This is a genomic window from Billgrantia montanilacus (genome assembly GCF_003336675.1).
Lineage (GTDB): Bacteria > Pseudomonadota > Gammaproteobacteria > Pseudomonadales > Halomonadaceae > Halomonas > Halomonas montanilacus.
In genome coordinates this window covers 47,093-62,587 of sequence record NZ_QPII01000008.1, presented here as the reverse complement: position 1 = coordinate 62,587, position 15,495 = coordinate 47,093, and the positions used below count along the sequence as shown (strand labels likewise).

General features: G+C 65.6%; 15 protein-coding genes. 10 read left to right on the top strand and 5 right to left on the bottom strand.

Translation table 11 applies throughout. The annotated features are described in order from the left end of the window. The first annotated feature begins 181 nt into the window (after positions 1 to 181). Together serA and DU505_RS12180 are read left to right on the top strand one after the other, a co-directional pair. Entirely contained in the window at positions 182 to 1,432 is a 1,251-nt protein-coding gene (gene serA, locus DU505_RS12185; RefSeq protein WP_114479262.1) for a phosphoglycerate dehydrogenase, read from the top strand. 121 nt (positions 1,433 to 1,553) lie between these two features. Continuing rightward, the gene (locus DU505_RS12180; protein WP_114479261.1) at positions 1,554 to 2,456 is read left to right on the top strand and encodes a DMT family transporter; all 903 of its coding nucleotides are present in this window, start codon (positions 1,554 to 1,556) and stop codon (positions 2,454 to 2,456) included. Here the strand turns inward: DU505_RS12180 and DU505_RS12175 are convergent. Continuing rightward, complete coding sequence (locus DU505_RS12175) at positions 2,453 to 3,700, bottom strand: amino acid deaminase (protein ID WP_114479260.1); 1,248 nt, start codon at positions 3,698 to 3,700, stop codon at positions 2,453 to 2,455. The genes DU505_RS12180 and DU505_RS12175 overlap by 4 nt on opposite strands. Before the next feature lie 119 nt (positions 3,701 to 3,819). Between DU505_RS12175 and DU505_RS12170 the strand changes: the two genes are divergently transcribed. The 3 genes from DU505_RS12170 (at position 3,820) to DU505_RS12160 (ending at position 6,121) form a co-directional block, all read left to right on the top strand. Beyond that, complete coding sequence (locus tag DU505_RS12170) at positions 3,820 to 4,611, top strand: enoyl-CoA hydratase (RefSeq protein ID WP_114479259.1); 792 nt, start codon at positions 3,820 to 3,822, stop codon at positions 4,609 to 4,611. A 149-nt stretch (positions 4,612 to 4,760) separates the two neighbouring features. Next, the gene (locus DU505_RS12165; protein ID WP_114479258.1) at positions 4,761 to 5,600 is read left to right on the top strand and encodes an IclR family transcriptional regulator; all 840 of its coding nucleotides are present in this window, start codon (positions 4,761 to 4,763) and stop codon (positions 5,598 to 5,600) included. Beyond that, a complete protein-coding gene (locus DU505_RS12160) occupies positions 5,597 to 6,121 on the top strand; it encodes an Lcl C-terminal domain-containing protein (protein ID WP_114479257.1) in 525 nt (174 codons plus the stop codon). Before DU505_RS12165 ends, DU505_RS12160 begins: the two co-directional genes overlap by 4 nt. Positions 6,122 to 6,130: 9 nt before the next feature. Here DU505_RS12160 and DU505_RS12155 read toward each other — a convergent pair whose 3' ends face one another. The 4 genes from DU505_RS12155 to DU505_RS12140 are packed head-to-tail and all read right to left on the bottom strand — an operon-like array spanning position 6,131 to position 9,618. After that, entirely contained in the window at positions 6,131 to 6,649 is a 519-nt protein-coding gene (locus DU505_RS12155) for a MarR family winged helix-turn-helix transcriptional regulator (protein ID WP_245947921.1), read from the bottom strand. A gap of 45 nt (positions 6,650 to 6,694) precedes the next feature. Beyond that, positions 6,695 to 7,990 carry a TRAP transporter large permease gene (locus DU505_RS12150; protein WP_114479256.1) on the bottom strand — a complete coding sequence of 432 codons (1,296 nt, stop codon included), beginning with the start codon at positions 7,988 to 7,990 and terminating at the stop codon, positions 6,695 to 6,697. Next, entirely contained in the window at positions 7,987 to 8,538 is a 552-nt protein-coding gene (locus DU505_RS12145; RefSeq protein ID WP_114479255.1) for a TRAP transporter small permease, read from the bottom strand. The genes DU505_RS12150 and DU505_RS12145 overlap by 4 nt, the downstream gene beginning before the upstream one ends. A 24-nt stretch (positions 8,539 to 8,562) precedes the next feature. Next, complete coding sequence (locus DU505_RS12140) at positions 8,563 to 9,618, bottom strand: TRAP transporter substrate-binding protein (protein ID WP_114479254.1); 1,056 nt, start codon at positions 9,616 to 9,618, stop codon at positions 8,563 to 8,565. Between the two features lie 374 nt (positions 9,619 to 9,992). On the opposite strand from DU505_RS12140, the gene DU505_RS12135 reads away from it, so the two are divergent. The 5 genes from DU505_RS12135 to DU505_RS12115 all read left to right on the top strand — a co-directional run bounded on the left by DU505_RS12135 (position 9,993) and on the right by DU505_RS12115 (position 15,489). Then, entirely contained in the window at positions 9,993 to 10,961 is a 969-nt protein-coding gene (locus DU505_RS12135; RefSeq protein ID WP_114479253.1) for an MBL fold metallo-hydrolase, read from the top strand. A gap of 98 nt (positions 10,962 to 11,059) precedes the next feature. After that, positions 11,060 to 12,796 (top strand): FAD-dependent oxidoreductase, encoded by a 1,737-nt coding sequence (locus DU505_RS12130; RefSeq protein ID WP_114479252.1) that lies wholly within the window; start codon positions 11,060 to 11,062, stop codon positions 12,794 to 12,796. Then, the gene (locus DU505_RS12125) at positions 12,783 to 13,013 is read left to right on the top strand and encodes a DUF2783 domain-containing protein (RefSeq protein WP_114479251.1); all 231 of its coding nucleotides are present in this window, start codon (positions 12,783 to 12,785) and stop codon (positions 13,011 to 13,013) included. The genes DU505_RS12130 and DU505_RS12125 overlap by 14 nt, the downstream gene beginning before the upstream one ends. 26 nt (positions 13,014 to 13,039) lie before the next feature. Then, on the top strand, positions 13,040 to 14,350 hold the full coding sequence (hmgA, locus tag DU505_RS12120; RefSeq protein ID WP_114479250.1) for a homogentisate 1,2-dioxygenase: 1,311 nt from the start codon (positions 13,040 to 13,042) through the stop codon (positions 14,348 to 14,350). Positions 14,351 to 14,454: 104 nt separating this feature from the next. After that, entirely contained in the window at positions 14,455 to 15,489 is a 1,035-nt protein-coding gene (locus tag DU505_RS12115) for a fumarylacetoacetate hydrolase family protein (RefSeq protein WP_181872811.1), read from the top strand. Positions 15,490 to 15,495 lie beyond the last annotated feature (6 nt).

Below are 15,495 nucleotides of genomic sequence, written 5' to 3'. Positions count from 1 at the left end.
TCTTCGCAGCGCAGCGTTTTCATCTTCGCCCGAAGCGGTTGTGCTACCATAAGCGCCCTGTTTCGAGCCTGCCACTGCCCTTGTCCCTCGCTGATCGGCAGGCCCTCAGGCTCACTACTGTCGCGGCACGGCGGTCCCGTCACCGCATGCGGCTCGCACCGAAGAAGGGGTTGATTCGACCATGGCCAAAACGTCCCTGGACAAGAGCAAGATCAAAATCCTGCTGCTCGAGGGCGTCCACCAGAGCGCGGTGGACAATTTCCTGAACGCCGGTTACACCAACATCGAGCACGTGGCGACCTCGCTGGACGAGGCGACGCTGATCGAGAAGGTTCGGGACGTTCATTTCATCGGCATTCGCTCGCGCACCCAGCTCAACTCGCGGGTGTTCGAGGCGGCCGAGAAGCTCGCGGCCGTGGGCTGTTTCTGCATCGGCACCAACCAGGTCGACCTGACGTCGGCGCTGATCCGTGGCATCCCGGTGTTCAATGCGCCTTACTCCAACACGCGTTCGGTGGCGGAGCTGGTGCTGGCCGAGGCGATCATGCTGCTTCGCGGCATTCCCCAGAAGAACGCCCATGCCCATCAGGGCGGCTGGCTGAAGAGCGCCAAGAACTCCCATGAGGCCCGTGGCAAGACCCTGGGTATCGTCGGCTACGGCAATATCGGTGCCCAGCTCTCGGTGCTGGCGGAATCGCTGGGCTTCAACGTCATCTTCTACGATGTGGTGACCAAGCTCGGCATGGGTAACGCCAACCAGGTGGCTAGCCTGGAAGAGCTGCTGGCCCGCGCCGACGTGGTCAGCCTGCACGTGCCGGAACTGCCCTCCACCAAGTGGATGATCGCCAGGGAGCAGCTGGCGCTGATGAAGCGCAGCGGCATCCTGATCAACGCCTCCCGCGGCAGTGTGGTGGTAATCGAGGATCTGGCCGAGGCGCTGAAGGAGGGCCGGCTCTACGGCGCCGCCATCGACGTCTTCCCGGTGGAGCCCAAGGGCAACGACGAGGAGTTCGTCAGCCCCCTGCGTGGCTTGGACAACGTGATTCTCACGCCGCACGTCGGCGGCTCCACGCTGGAAGCCCAGGAGAACATCGGCATCGAGGTCTCCGAGAAGCTGATCACCTACTCCGACAACGGCACCACCGTCACCTCGGTCAACTTCCCCGAGGTGGCCCTGCCAGCGCACCCGGACAAGCACCGGGTGCTGCATATCCACGAAAACGTGCCGGGGGTGCTCTCCGAGATCAACCGCGTCCTCTCCGAGAGCGACATCAACATCTCCGGCCAGTACCTCCAGACCAACGAAAAGGTCGGCTACGTGGTGATCGACGTGGACAAGGCCTACGGCCCCCAGGCACTGGAAGCCCTGCGCCAGGTTCAGCACACCCTGAAGGTGCGCGTGCTCTACTCCGAGACCAACTTCCAGGATTGAGCCCGACAGGCTCCCAGCCAGACCAAAACACCGCTGCGCCGTATGACGCAGCGGTGTTTTTTGTGCTAATGGTTACTATCCGAACATTATCCTGCCCATGGGCAGCAGCAAGGACGATTGCATGCCGACCGGAGCCGCCTACCTGATCGTGGTGCTGGTGTGGGCCACCACGCCACTGACCATCAAGTGGAGCGCCGAAGCCGGCGCGCCGGTCGGCAGCGTACTGCTCCGCATGCTGATCGCCCTGCTGGCGGGCCTGGCGGTGGTACTGTTCCTGCGCCGCGAGCGGCTTCGGCTGGACCGCCGGGCCGTGGCGAGCTATGCCGCCGCCGTTCCCGGTGTCTTCGGCGCCATGGCGTTGAGCTATCACGCCTCCATGACGCTGCCGTCGGGGCTGATGTCGGTGATGTTCGGCATGGCACCGCTGATTTCCGGACTCATCCTGCAGGTGCTGCCAGGGGCCACCAAGCTGAAGCGCTGGCACTGGCTGGGCTGTGCCCTGGGCGTGGTGGGCCTGGCGGTGGTGTTCGCCGACAGCCTGGCGCTGGGGCAGGACCAGTTCCTGGCGCTGGCACTGATGCTGGTGGCAGTGACGCTGTTCAGCGGCAGCGGCATCGCCGTTCAGCGCGTTGCCGCCGGGCTAGGCCCCCTGGAGCAGACCCTCGGCGCTCTGGCACTCAGCCTGCCGTGCTTCTTCGTGCTGTGGCTTGCCAGCGGCGAGCCCCTTGCGGTGCCGCTCACCACCCGCGGCCTGTGGTCGGTGCTCTATCTCGCCCTGTTCGGTTCATTGCTGGGCTTTATCTGCTACTACCTGATCCTCTCGCGGCTCCCGGCTGCCACCGTGGCCCTGGTCACCCTGATCACGCCGATACTGGCCCTCGGGCTGGGCATGGCGCTGAACCAGGAACAGCCGTCAGCCTCCATGCTGCTGGGCGCCCTGCTCATCCTGGTGGCACTGGGCGCCTACCTGTTCGGCGACCGACTGGCACGTCTCAAGGCCAGGCGTGAGGCGGCAGGCTCCTAGAAATAGGTATCCATTACTTCGACCACCTCGAGTCGATCGTCGACGCGACAGATCCGCCGCCACTTGTCGAAGGTCAGGCAGGGGTGGGAAGCGCCAAAGGCAACGATATCGCCCACTCGTACCCGCCCATTGCCATTGCCGAGCTCATCCTCGTCGGCGGGCAGCCTGACGAAGGCATGCTGGTCCATCAGCTTGGTCACACGCCAGCCCTCAACTGACAGCGAGCGCCCCCGGTCATCGGCCTCCCGATAGCGTCGCAGCGGCTCGGGCAACTGATCGTGGCCGATATCGCGCTTGCCCAGTCCCACGATGGCCAGCCCCGGCTCGGGCAGTGACACCACTTGTGCGAAGACCTCGAGTGCCGGCTTCAAGCCGTTCTCGATGTGTGGCTGTCTTGCCAGGATCTCGCGCTGGGCCTGGCGATAGATGCCGTGGTCGTGAACCACGTAGCAGCCGGGACGCAGCACCGGTACGAACTGCGCGCCCAGCCGCGCCTCGCGGAATACATCGGCGATCAGGTCGTACCAGGCCGAGCCGGACGCCGTGATGATTGGCTGCGGATTTTCGATCAGGGCGTCGCGCTCCAGCCCCTGGACCACCTCGACCAATTGCCAGGCGTAGGCACGCACGGCGCGCTCGGGATCGTCCCCGTGCATCACGCCCTCGTAGCCTTCCAGGCCCGACAGCACCAGGGCCTGTTCGCTGTCGATGCGCTCGGCGAGCGCCATCACCTCGTCGGTATCGCGACAGCCGCAGCGTCCGCCAGGCACGCCCAGCTCGACCAGCACCTTGAGACGCAGGCCTCGCGTAGCAAAATAGCGGGCCAGCTGGTCGACGTTGGCGACACTATCAACCACGCAGTAGAAGTCGGCGCCGGCCTCGATCAGCTCGGCGACGATGGCCATGTTGGCCTCGCCGACGAGCTGATTGGCCATCAGCAGGCGATGGATACCGTGGGCGAAAGCCGCGCGGCACTGCGGCGCAGTGGCCAGGGTGATGCCCCAGGCGCCGGCTTGCAGCTGCCGATGGAAGAGTGCCGGCGCCATGGTGGTCTTGCCATGGGGTGCCAGCCGCGCCCCATGGGCATCGCAGAAGCGCTGCATCCAGGCCAGGTTGTGGGCCAGCGCCGCCTCGTGAATGACGGCGGCGGGCAGGCTCACATCGGCGAGCAGCCGGTTGCCGGTCTCGGGCAGCCCCTTGTGCAGCGAGGCCTCGGCCAATGGGGGGCGTGTCGAATCGGTCATGGCACTCTCCGGGACATCCTCGTTGGTTCCTGAGCCTCGTCTTTGGTCGCAGGGGTGCCGAAAGACGGTCGGGACGAGCTAGGCTGGTGGCGATATCACATTAGACCAAGGATATATCAATGCCGACCATTGATGACGATCTGCCGCTGGTTCGACACGACGAGGGTGGGATCGCCACCCTGACGATGAACCGTCCGCGACAGTTCAATGCCCTCTCCGAAGAGATGCTGGCAGCCCTGGACCATCAGCTCTCCCGCCTGGCCGAGGATGACGCGGTACGCTGCGTGGTTATCGCGGCCACCGGCAAGGCCTTCTGCGCCGGTCACGATCTCAAGCAGATGCGCGCCAACCCCGATGAAGCCTACTATCGGTCGCTGTTCGCGCATTGCGGTGAGGTCATGCAGCGCATCGTCAACCTGCCGGTGCCGGTGATCGCCCGCGTCCAGGGCATCGCAACCGCCGCTGGCTGCCAGCTGGTGGCCAGCTGCGACCTGGCCGTGGCGGTCCGCTCGGCCCGCTTTGCCGTATCGGGTATCAACGTGGGCCTGTTCTGTTCGACTCCGGCGGTGGCACTCTCCCGCAGCGTCGGTCGCAAGCGCGCCCAGGAGATGCTCTTCACCGGCGACTTCATCGACGCCGACCAGGCCCTGGACTGGGGGTTGATCAACCGGGTCGCCGAGGAGGATGCGCTGGATGAGGTTCTCGAGGGACTGACGGCCAGCATCTGCGCCAAGAGCGCCGTGGCGGTGCGTACCGGCAAGGCCATGTTCCAGCGCCAGTTGCAGATGCCGCTGCAGGAAGCCTACGCCTTCGCCGGCGACACCATGGCCTGCAACATGATGGCTGAGGACGTGACCGAGGGCATCGATGCCTTCATCGAAAAACGCCCACCGAACTGGCGGCATCGCTGAAAAGGCGTGGGAAACAGGGAATGGAAGGCTTTTCCGTCGCCGCGACAAGGTGAAGCAGAGCGGGTATCCTGAGAGCTGCTTTCATGCTGGCAAGAAGGCCTGGCCCTGGCTAGTACGAGCGGCCCACCCAGAATTTGGAGACAACGCAGGTGAGTGAAGTCAAACGCAGAACGGCGGGACGGCCGCCAGGCCCCGGCAAGAGTACGAGCGGCCACAGCCAATCGCTGGTGCGCGGGCTCAACCTGCTCGAGCGGCTGGCGGCAACACCGGGTGGCCTGGCGCTATCCGAACTGGCCGAGATGGTCGACCTGGCGCCCTCCACCACCCACCGACTGCTCCAGGCCCTGCAGGGACAGGGCTTCATCACCCAGGATAACGAGCTTGGCGTGTGGAAGATCGACGTCAAGACCTTCCGCATCGGCAACAGCTTCCTGGAAGCCCGGGACTTCGTGGCCACCAGCAGGCCCTTCCTGCGTCGCCTGACCGCCCAGACCGGCGAGACCGCCAACCTGGGCATTCGCGATGGCGCCACGGCCGTCTTCCTGGCCCAGAGTGAATCGCCGCAGATGATGCGCATGATCACTCGCCTCGGCTCCCGCGCCCCGCTGCACGCCTCGGGCGTCGGCAAGGCGCTGATGGCCTGGCTCCCCGATGACGAGTTCGAGCGCGTGCTGGCCGAGCGTGGCCTGTCCCGGGTAACCGAGAATACCCTGCACTCACCCCAGTCCCTGCGGGCCGGCCTCGCCGAGATACGCCGGCAGGGCTACGCCTGCGACCGTGAGGAGCATGCTATCGGCCTGCACTGCGTGGCAGCCTGCGTACACAATGAGCATGGCACGCCGCTGGCAGCCATTTCAGTCTCCGGACCGGTGGCCCGCATTCCGGAATCCCGCCTGGTGGAGCTCGGCGAGCTGGTTCGCGAAACCGCCGCGGAGATTACCGCCCGCCTGGGCGGGCGCATCCCCACCGAAGCGGCTGCCGAGGCATGAACCTGCACTGCCGGGCCCTGGTGGCGGGGCTACTCCTGTCATGGGGTGGTCCTGCCATGGGCAGCGGAGAGTCCAGGTATGAGACCGATCACGATGGCATGGTAAAGGACACGCGCCAGCAGCTCGCCTGGATGCGATGCAGCCTGGGACAGCGCTACCACGATGGCCGCTGCCTGGGGGAAGCTGAGCGATTCGACTGGAGCGCGGCGCAGCGGCGCGTCCGGCAGGAGGCAACCCCCGACTGTCCGTGGCGAATGCCCCGCTTTCATGAGCTGAGTGGCCTGATACAGCCTCCGGAAGAGCGCCAGGGGCAGACGCCCATGGCTATCGATCTCGACGCCTTTCCGGACACGCCGGTGGGCTGGTACTGGAACGAGGTCAGTGCAGGCGGCCACTCCCAGCAGGACTGTTTCGTCGACTTCAGCGGCGAGGGGCGTACGCGCTGCAACATGGGCGGGCAGTTCTACCTGCGCCCGGTAATGTCACTGGAGAAAGCTGCCCCCTTCTGCGTCGCGCCATAGCCACGACCGCTAGCCCTTATCGCCGATCCGCTCCAGCTGACGCTCGAGCTTGCGCATCACGTTGAGCAGGTCGCGATACTCGCCAGCGGTGAGGGTCGCAACCAGCTCCGCCTCCCAGGCCTGGGCCGCGGGAATCAGCTCAGCCAGCAGCGCCTGGCCCGCCGGGGTGAGATGGAGATCGTGCAGGCGCTGATCCCTCGGCGACGGCGTGCGGCTGATCAGCCCCCGGTCCTCCAGGGCCTGGATCGCCCTGGAGACACGGGCCTTGTCCATGTTGGTGTAGGCGCACACCTTCTTCGCCGTCAGCTCGTCGCAGTGGCTGAGCCAGGCCAGCACCCGCCACTGGGCGATATTGAGCTGATAGCGCTCCTCGTAGAGCTGCGCCAGGGCCTGGCTGATACGGTCGGCCAGGCTGTTGAGTCGATAGGGCAGGAACTGGTTGAGATCCAGCTCCGGTTTCGTCGACGGCCCATTGTCACTGACAGTGCTATCCCCGGCGTTATCGGCTTGGGTGTCTTCCATGTTCATCGCGGCCCTCCTCATCCCACGCCCGGTCTGGAATCAATAGAGAAATCAATAGAGCAGTTGCGGCAGGAACAGCACAATAGCCGGGAACAGCAGCACCAGCAACGCGCGGACCATGCCGGCCACCCAGAACGGCGTCACGCCGCGAAAGATGGTGCCCGTACTCACGTCCGGCAGCACCGCCCGCAGCACGAAGACGTTCATCCCCACCGGTGGCGTGATCAGGCTGATCTCGATCACGATCACCACCAGGATGCCGAACCACACCAGGTCGTAGCCCAGGCCTGCCACCACCGGGAAGAAGACCGGCACGGTGAGCAGCAGCATCGACATGCTTTCGAACACGCAGCCCAGCAGGATATAGATGGCGAGTATCACCAGGATTACCAGGAAGGGCGCGATATCCAGTGCGTTGACGAAGGCCAGCAGGTCGCTAGGCAGCCCGGCACGGTTGATGAAGTTGGCGAAAATCAGCGCGGTGAGGATCACCGCGAATAGCATGCCCGTGGTGCGCACGGTGTCCATCAGCACGTTCATCAGCACCTGGGGGGTGAGCGCTCGCCGCCACAGGGCAATCAGGAAGGCCCCCATGGCGCCGATGCCCGCCGCCTCGGTGGGCGTGAACACCCCCAGGTAGATGCCACCGATCACCAGCACGAACAGCGTCAGGGTGCTGCCGACGCTCTTCAATGCCGCCATGCGCTCGGGCCAGGGCACCTTCTCGCCGGCGGGGCCGGCATCCGGGTCGCGCCACATGACCCACTTCACCGACCCCAGGTAGAGGAAGATGCCCAGGATGCCGGGTATGAAACCGGCGGCGAACAGCTCACGGATACTGGTCTCGGTGAGGATGCCGTAGATTACCAGCATCACGCTGGGCGGGATCAGGATGCCCAGGGTGCCGCCGGCGGCAATCGAGGCCGCGGCCAGGGAGTCCTTGTAGCCGTACTTGCGCATCTGGGGCATCGCCACGCGCCCCATGGTGGCGCAGGTGGCGAGGCTCGAGCCGCAGATGGCGCTGAAGCCGCCGCAGGCGACGATGGTGGCCATGGCCTGGCCCCCCTTGCGGTGGCCGAGAAAGCCGTTGGACGCGCGGAACAGCGCATCCGACATCCCCGCATGGGAGACGAAGTTGCCCATCAGGATGAACAGCGGGATCACCGACAGGCCGTAGTCCATGGCGGTATCCACCACCCGACGCGCGGCCATGGCCTCGGCGGCGCCCCAGTTGCCGGTCAGGTAGTAGAAGCCAGCGAAGCCGACGATGCCCATGGCAAAGGCCAGTGGCACGCGCAGGAACGCCAGCAGCAGCAGGGCGGCGAACCCGTAGAGTGCTTCAATCATGTATCGCCTCCCTTGCCTTTCTCAGGACTGAGCGGACCACCGCGCTCGATCACCCGAATGCCCTCGAGGAAGTAGAGCACGCCACGCAGCAGCGTCAGCAGCGCCGACGCCGCCAGCATGATGGAAATCAGATAGATCAGGTAACCGTTGGGAATGCGCAGGAACTCGGTCACGTCCCCCCACTCCATGGCGCGCTCACCCAGCGCCCAGACCCGGCGGGCCATCACCCACAGCGCGCCGGTGACGATCAGGTTGACGATCACCTGGCGGATCCAGATCAGGCGGGGCGGAAAGATGGCGTCGAGCAGGTCGACGCTGACGTGCTCCTCGCGCCAGCACACCACCGGCAGCGACAGGAACACCACCGCCGCCAGCATCAGCTGGGTCAGCTCGACGGTGCCGAGTATTGGCGAATTGAAGAAGTAGCGACCGGTCACGTCCGCCGTGGTCAGCAACATCATGGCGAAGAGGGTGGCACCCGCCACCCCCTCCAGTCCCAGCTGCATGACACGGCCGACCCGTAACCAGGGTGTCGACGAAGTCGGCATGATTGGTCTCCGCTAGCCGGGACGTTACTGGCGCACGACGCGGTCGGCGATGCCTTCGCTCTCGGCGGCCAGGGCAAGCTGTTCGCGGAAGTGCGCGAGTGCGGCATCGGCGTCGACACCGCGCTCTTCCACGGCGGTGGACCAGTCGGCGATGAGCTCCTCGGTCACGCTGCGCAGCATTTCGACATCTTTCTCGGGCACCTGGGTAAAGGTGGCACCGTGCTCCTTGCCGAACTCGACGCCGCTCTCGTCGGAGACATCCATCATGTAACCGAACAGGCGTGACAGGTGCTCGCCGGAAACGCGCTCGATCGCCTCGCGATCCTCGTCGGAGATCTGGTCCCAGACCATCGGGTTCATCACGATGGCGAAGCTGCCGCGGTAGAAACCGCCGTCCACGGTGAGGGTGTGCGGTGCCACCTCGGCCACGCGGAAGCTGCGCAGGCTCTCCAGCGTCAGCATGGCGCCGTCGACCACACCCTGGGAAGCCGCCTCATAGACGCCGGTGGGCGGCAGCGCCACGCCGGTCACGCCCATGGCATCCGCCAGGCCGCTCATCACACCACCGCCGACACGCAGGCGCTTGCCGGCCAGTCCGTCCAGGTTGTCGACCTGGTCGCGGGTGAATATCTGACCGGGGCCATGTACGCCCATGGCCATCACGTCGATGCCGCGGTGCTCGTTGGCCTGGGCCAGGTGCTCCTGATGGGTATGCCAGTAGGCAGCGGCGGCATCCTCGGAGGAGAACTCCTCGAAGGTGGGGAATTCCGGCAGCTGCGTGGCCAGGAAGCGACCCGCCATGTGGGCATGGAAGATCCAGCTGGCATCGGCGATGCCGTCGGCAACGATCTCCATCTGTGCCGCCGGGGGGCCCATGTCGTGCACGACGTCCACGGTCACGCGACCTTCGGTGGCCTCTTCGATCCATGCCTTCCAGCTCGGCCAGACGATGGTATTGACACCATGGTTGGGGCCACCCCAGGTGCTCACGGTAATGGTGGTCTGGGCCAGTGCCGGGGTGCCGAGGCCCAAGCCGAGCGCCGCCAGGGCGCCAGCCATCAGGCGAGTTGTCTTGTTCATGTTGTGCTCCTACGTCGTCACGGGGCGACATGCGCCGAATTACGGTCTTGTCGACTGGGCTCTCGAAACCATCGGCCAAGAGCTTTCAGTCTTCGTATTCTCCGCTGTCACCATGACCGCAGTTACTCTCCCCCGCAACTAATTTGACGAAATTTCGTATTAGACTTAGGTATTAAAAACCAAAGAAATCCATGATCTTAGGCAATTTTTTACCATTCTTTCGGCAGCGCCGCGTGAAACCAATGGCAGGAGAGCTGGACATATAGTTTCAAGAGCAACTATGCTCGATCCACCCTGACACACCTGAATCGGGTCGAGACCGGCTGTCACCGATCGCCTGGCCAGACGCCCCGACGAGACATTGGAGAGGATCCATGAGCAAGAAATTCGCCTCGCACGCCGATACCGAAGAGAAGCAGATCAGCTTCGACAAACTGGCCGAAGGCCTCTATGCCTACACCGCCGAGGGTGACCCCAACACCGGCATCGTGATCGGCGACGACAGCGTGATGGTGATCGACACCCAGGCCACCCCGATCATGGCCCAGGACGTGATTCGCCGGATCCGCGAGGTCACCGACCTGCCGATCAAGCACGTGGTACTGACGCACTACCACGCCGTGCGCGTGCTGGGTGCCTCCGCCTATGACGCCGAGAACATCTACGCCAGCCAGCACACCTATGACCTGATCGTGGAGCGCGGCCAGCAGGACTACGAGTCCGAGGTCGGCCGCTTCCCACGCCTGTTCAAGGGCGTCGACTCCGTGCCCGGCCTGACCTGGCCGAACATCGTCTTCCAGCAGGAACTGACGGTGTACATGGGCAAGCGCGAGGTGCGCATCATTCACCTGGGCCGCGGCCACACCAAGGGCGACACCATCGTCTGGCTCCCCGAGGAGAAGGTGATGTTCTCCGGCGACCTGGTCGAGTTCGGCGCCACCCCCTACACCGGCGACGCCTATCACGAATACTGGCCCGCCACCCTGGACCGCCTGCAGGCCATGGCCCCCCAGAAACTGGTGCCGGGCCGCGGCGAGGCGCTGCAGACCCCGGAGCAGTGCCAGGAAGCGATCCAGGGCACCCGCGACTTCCTCGCCGACATGTACGAAAGCGTCAAGGCGGGCAAGGCCGCCGGCAAGTCCCTCTCCGAGTGCTATGCCGAGACCTACGCCCTGCTCAAGCCGAAGTACGGCCACTGGGTGATCTTCGATCACTGCGTGCCCTTCGACATCACCCGCTGCTACGACGAGGCGGGCGGCGAGTACCCGGATCCGCGCATCTGGACCGCCGAGCGTGACACCGCCATGTGGCACTCGCTGCAGGAAGCCGTCGAGAACCAGTAACGAGCCGTTATCAAAAAAATGCCTGGCGAGCGGCGCCGGGGACAGGCCGCAGCGCACCGCGGCGGCCTGTCCCCGAAGCAACCGCGGTCGGAGGAAACATGCCAAGTACCTACAATAATCCCGTCTATCCATACCATCGTGCGCCGGAGCTGGACCGCGACGACGTGCGCCACTGCCCGGTGGTGATCGTCGGCGCCGGTCCCACCGGCCTGGGCATGGCCATCGACCTGGCCCAACAGGGCATCGCCAGCGTTGTGCTGGACGACAACAACACCGTCAGCGTCGGCTCCCGGGCGATCTGCTTCGCCAAGCGCACCCTGGAGATCCTCGATCGCCTGGGCTGCGGCCAGCCGATGATCGACAAGGGCGTGACCTGGCAGCGCGGTCGCGTGTTCTTCCAGGAGCGTGAGGTCTACGACTTCAACCTGCTGCCGGAAGAGGGCCACCGCATGCCGGCCTTCATCAACCTGCAGCAGTACTACTTCGAAGAGTACCTGGTCGACCGGGCAGACGAACTCTCCGACCTCATCGAACTGCGCTGGAAGCACAAGGTCATCGAGGTCGACAGCCGGCCCGAGCGCAGCGAAATCGTGGTCAGCACCGAGGACGGCGACTACCGCCTCTCCTGCGACTACCTGCTGGTGGCCGACGGCGCCAACAGCAAGATCCGCGACATGCTGGGCCTGGAGAGCCGCGGCCAGATATTCCAGGACCACTTCCTGATTGCCGACGTGATCATGAAGGCGGACTTCCCCACCGAGCGCTGGTTCTGGTTCGACCCGCCCTTCCATCCCAACCAGTCGGTGCTGCTGCACAAGCAGCCGGACAACGTCTGGCGCATCGACTTCCAGCTGGGCTGGGACGCCGACCCGGAAGAAGAGAAGAAGGAGGAGAACATCCGCCCCCGCGTGCAGGCGATGCTCGGCGAGGACGTGGAGTTCGAGCTGGAGTGGGCCAGCGTCTACACCTTCCGCTGCCGCAAGATGGACGACTATATCCACAACCGGGTGTTCTTCATGGGCGACGCCGCCCACCAGGTCTCCCCCTTCGGCGCCCGTGGCGCCAACGGTGCGCTGCAGAGCACCGAGAACCTGGCCTGGAAACTGGCCCGGGTGCTCAGGGGCCAGGCCCCCGAGGCGCTGCTCGCCACCTACAACGACGAGCGCCAGCACGGTGCCGCCGAGAACATCCTCAACTCGACCCGCGCTACCGATTTCATCACGCCCAAGAGCCGCATCAGCCGCGTGTTCCGCGACACCACCCTGGAGCTGGCCGAACACTACCCCTTCGCCCGCAGCCTGGTGAACAGCGGCCGGCTGTCGGTGCCCTGCCGCTATGACGGCTCGCCGCTCAACGACACCGGCGCCGAGGGCTTCCCGCTCGAGCTGCGCCCCGGCAGCCCGGCCAAGGATGCGCCGATTCGGCTCGCCGGGCAGAGCGCCTGGCTGCTCAATCAGCTGGGCAACCGCTTCGTGCTGCTGCTCGATGGCCGCGTCGACAGCGCCCGAGCCGAGAGCCTGAAGACCGAACTGCAGTCGCTGCTGGATGAGCGCGACGACCTCGACCTGGTCATCGTCGGACCCACGCCTCACGCCCTCTCCGAGCTGCCCCGCAGCGTGGTGATCGAGGACGCCGAGAACCTGATCGGGGAGCGCTATGGCCTCACGGCCGGCGCCGGCTACCTGCTGCGGCCCGACCAGCACGTGACCGCCCGCTGGCCCGAGGTCTCGGCCAGGGCGGTGGGCGCAGCGATGGACCGTGCCCTGGGCGCCAACCTTGCCGCCGTTTCCGAAGATCGCCCCGACCATCAGGGAGGCCGCCATGCCACGGCTTGAACTCAACCCCAACTTCACCGACCCGGACGCCTTCTACGCCGCGCTGACCGAAGCGCACCGTGAACGCGACGAGGCGCAGAGCGAACGCATCAATGCCCGGCTGATCCTGCTGCTGGCCAACCATATCGGCGACCAGCAGGTGCTCGAAGAGGCGCTGGAGATCGCCACCCAGGCCGCCGAGCCCCGAGCCACCGAGACCGAAGCCCGGCAACAATAACAGCACGGATGACGAGGATACGCCCCATGACGACCGAGACGCTTGAGTACCAGAGCGGCTTTCGCAACCACTTCTCCACCGAGGCGCTGCCCGGCGCCCTGCCCATAGGCCAGAACTCGCCCCAGCGCTGTGCCTATGGGCTCTACGCCGAGCAGTACACCGGCTCGGCCTTCACCGCCCCGCGCCACCAGAACCTGCGCAGTTGGCTCTATCGCATCCGCCCCTCGGTAGTGCAGAGCGCCTACCGCCCGTTCGCCGTGGAAGGCGTGGCAACCTCGCCGCTGGCCAAGCCCGCCGCCGACCCCAACCAGATGCGCTGGGACCCGCTGCCGATTCCCGCCGAGCCCACCGACTTCGTCGATGGCCTGCTGACGGTGGCGGTCAACGGCGACGCTGGTGCCCAGTCCGGCTGCGGCGTGCACGTCTACGCCTTCAACCGGGACATGACCGAGCGCTTTTTCTACAACGCCGACGGCGAGCTGTTGATCGTGCCGCAGCTGGGCACCCTGCGCCTGCGCACCGAGCTGGGCGAGCTTCAGGTCAAGGGCGGCGAGATCGCGGTGATTCCCCGCGGCATCAAGTTCCAGGTACGCCTGGCGGAAGGCTCAGACGCCGCCCGCGGCTACATCTGCGAGAACTACGGCAGCCCGCTGGAACTGCCCGGCCTCGGCCCCATCGGCGCCAACGGCCTGGCCAACCCCCGCGACTTCCAGAGCCCCGTAGCGAGCTACGAGGACCTCACCGGCGAATACGAGCTGGTGGCCAAGTTCTCCGGTCGTTTCTGGGTGACCCGGCTCGACCACTCGCCGCTGGACGTGGTGGCCTGGCACGGCAACTACGCGCCCTACAAGTACGACCTGGCCCACTTCAACACCATCAACACGGTGAGCTTCGACCACCCGGACCCGTCGATCTTCACCGTGCTGACCTCGGCCTCCGACACCCCGGGGATGGCCAACCTGGACTTCGTGATCTTCCCGCCGCGCTGGATGGTGGCCGAGAACACCTTCCGCCCGCCCTACTTCCATCGCAACCTGATGAGCGAGTTCATGGGCCTGATCCACGGCGAGTACGACGCCAAGGCCGAGGGCTTCCTGCCCGGCGGCGCCAGCCTGCACAACTGCATGTCGCCCCACGGACCCGACGCCGATACCTTCGAGAAGGCATCGAACGCCGAGCTGACACCGCAGCGCCTGGATGCGACCCTGGCCTTCATGTTCGAGAGCCGCTACGTCTACCATCCGACCGAGGCGGCGCTGGACGCCGAGATCCGCCAGCGCGACTACGTCGATGTCTGGTCGACCCTGCGTTCGCACTTCGATCCGGAACAGCCTTGAGCGGAATAGACAGCCCTGAGCGCGATAAAAACGCCCTGAGCGACAAGACGAATGAACGGACGAGGCCCACAGGGCCTCGCCTCTGACGAAAGGACCCAACGACGATGAAACTCGCAACTCTGAAGCTGGAAACAAAAGAGCATGGCCGCGACGGCGAACTGATCCTGGTCTCCCGCGACCTGACCCGCGCCGTGCGTGTCAGCGACATTGCCGCCACCCTGCAGCAGGCGGTGGAGAGCTGGGACAGCCTCGCACCCAAGCTGGAGCAGCGCTATGCCCAGCTCAACGATGGCCAGGCCGAGGGCGCCTTTGCGCTTGACCAGAGCCAGCTGCACTCGCCGCTGCCGCGCAGCTACCACTGGGCCGACGGCTCCGCCTACCTGAACCACGTCAAGCTGGTACGCCAGGCGCGCAACGCCGAGATGCCCGAGACCTTCTGGACCGACCCGCTGATGTACCAGGGCGGCGGCGACCGCTTCCTGGCCCCGACAGAAGACATCGAAGCCGTGAGCGAGGAGCACGGCATCGACTTCGAGGGCGAGATCGCGGTGATCACCGACGACGTGCCCATGGCGGTAACCCCCGAGCAGGCCGCCGGGCACATCAAGCTGGTGATGCTGGTCAACGACGTCAGCCTGCGCGGCCTGATTCCCGGCGAGCTGGCCAAGGGCTTCGGCTTCTTCCAGGCCAAGCCGGCCTCGAGTTTCTCGCCCATCGCGGTGACCCCGGACGAACTCGGCGACGCATGGCAGGACGGCAAGGTGCACCTGCCGCTGACCGTGCACTTCAACGGCGAGAAGTTCGGCGAACCGGAAGCCGGTCCCGACATGATCTTCAGCTTCCCGCAGCTGGTCGCCCATGCGGCCAAGACCCGCTACCTGGGCGCCGGCGCGGTGGTCGGCTCAGGCACCGTCTCCAACCCCGACCCCGACGGCGGCCCCGGAAAGCCGATCGCCGATGGCGGCGTGGGCTACAGCTGCCTGGCCGAGGTACGCATGGTCGAGCAGATCCTGCACGGCCAGGCCAAGACCTCCTTCATGCGCTTCGGCGACCGAGTGCGCATCGAGATGTTCGACCGCGAGGGCAAGAGCATCTTCGGCGCCATCGATCAGCAGGTGGTCAAGTACCAGCCCAAGTAAATGGCA

Excerpts from the sequence above, each read along its gene's own strand:
- DU505_RS12130 (WP_114479252.1), top strand. The coding sequence starts at position 11,060 with ATGCCAAGTACCTACAATAATCCCGTCTATCCATACCATCGTGCGCCG.
- DU505_RS12115 (WP_181872811.1), top strand. The coding sequence starts at position 14,455 with ATGAAACTCGCAACTCTGAAGCTGGAAACAAAAGAGCATGGCCGCGAC.
- DU505_RS12140 (WP_114479254.1), bottom strand. The coding sequence starts at position 9,618 with ATGAACAAGACAACTCGCCTGATGGCTGGCGCCCTGGCGGCGCTCGGC.
- hmgA (WP_114479250.1), top strand. The coding sequence starts at position 13,040 with ATGACGACCGAGACGCTTGAGTACCAGAGCGGCTTTCGCAACCACTTC.
- DU505_RS12155 (WP_245947921.1), bottom strand. The coding sequence starts at position 6,649 with ATGAACATGGAAGACACCCAAGCCGATAACGCCGGGGATAGCACTGTC.
- serA (WP_114479262.1), top strand. The coding sequence starts at position 182 with ATGGCCAAAACGTCCCTGGACAAGAGCAAGATCAAAATCCTGCTGCTC.
- DU505_RS12145 (WP_114479255.1), bottom strand. The coding sequence starts at position 8,538 with ATGCCGACTTCGTCGACACCCTGGTTACGGGTCGGCCGTGTCATGCAG.
- DU505_RS12170 (WP_114479259.1), top strand. The coding sequence starts at position 3,820 with ATGCCGACCATTGATGACGATCTGCCGCTGGTTCGACACGACGAGGGT.
- DU505_RS12160 (WP_114479257.1), top strand. The coding sequence starts at position 5,597 with ATGAACCTGCACTGCCGGGCCCTGGTGGCGGGGCTACTCCTGTCATGG.
- DU505_RS12175 (WP_114479260.1), bottom strand. The coding sequence starts at position 3,700 with ATGACCGATTCGACACGCCCCCCATTGGCCGAGGCCTCGCTGCACAAG.
- DU505_RS12150 (WP_114479256.1), bottom strand. The coding sequence starts at position 7,990 with ATGATTGAAGCACTCTACGGGTTCGCCGCCCTGCTGCTGCTGGCGTTC.
- DU505_RS12180 (WP_114479261.1), top strand. The coding sequence starts at position 1,554 with ATGCCGACCGGAGCCGCCTACCTGATCGTGGTGCTGGTGTGGGCCACC.
- DU505_RS12135 (WP_114479253.1), top strand. The coding sequence starts at position 9,993 with ATGAGCAAGAAATTCGCCTCGCACGCCGATACCGAAGAGAAGCAGATC.
- DU505_RS12125 (WP_114479251.1), top strand. The coding sequence starts at position 12,783 with ATGCCACGGCTTGAACTCAACCCCAACTTCACCGACCCGGACGCCTTC.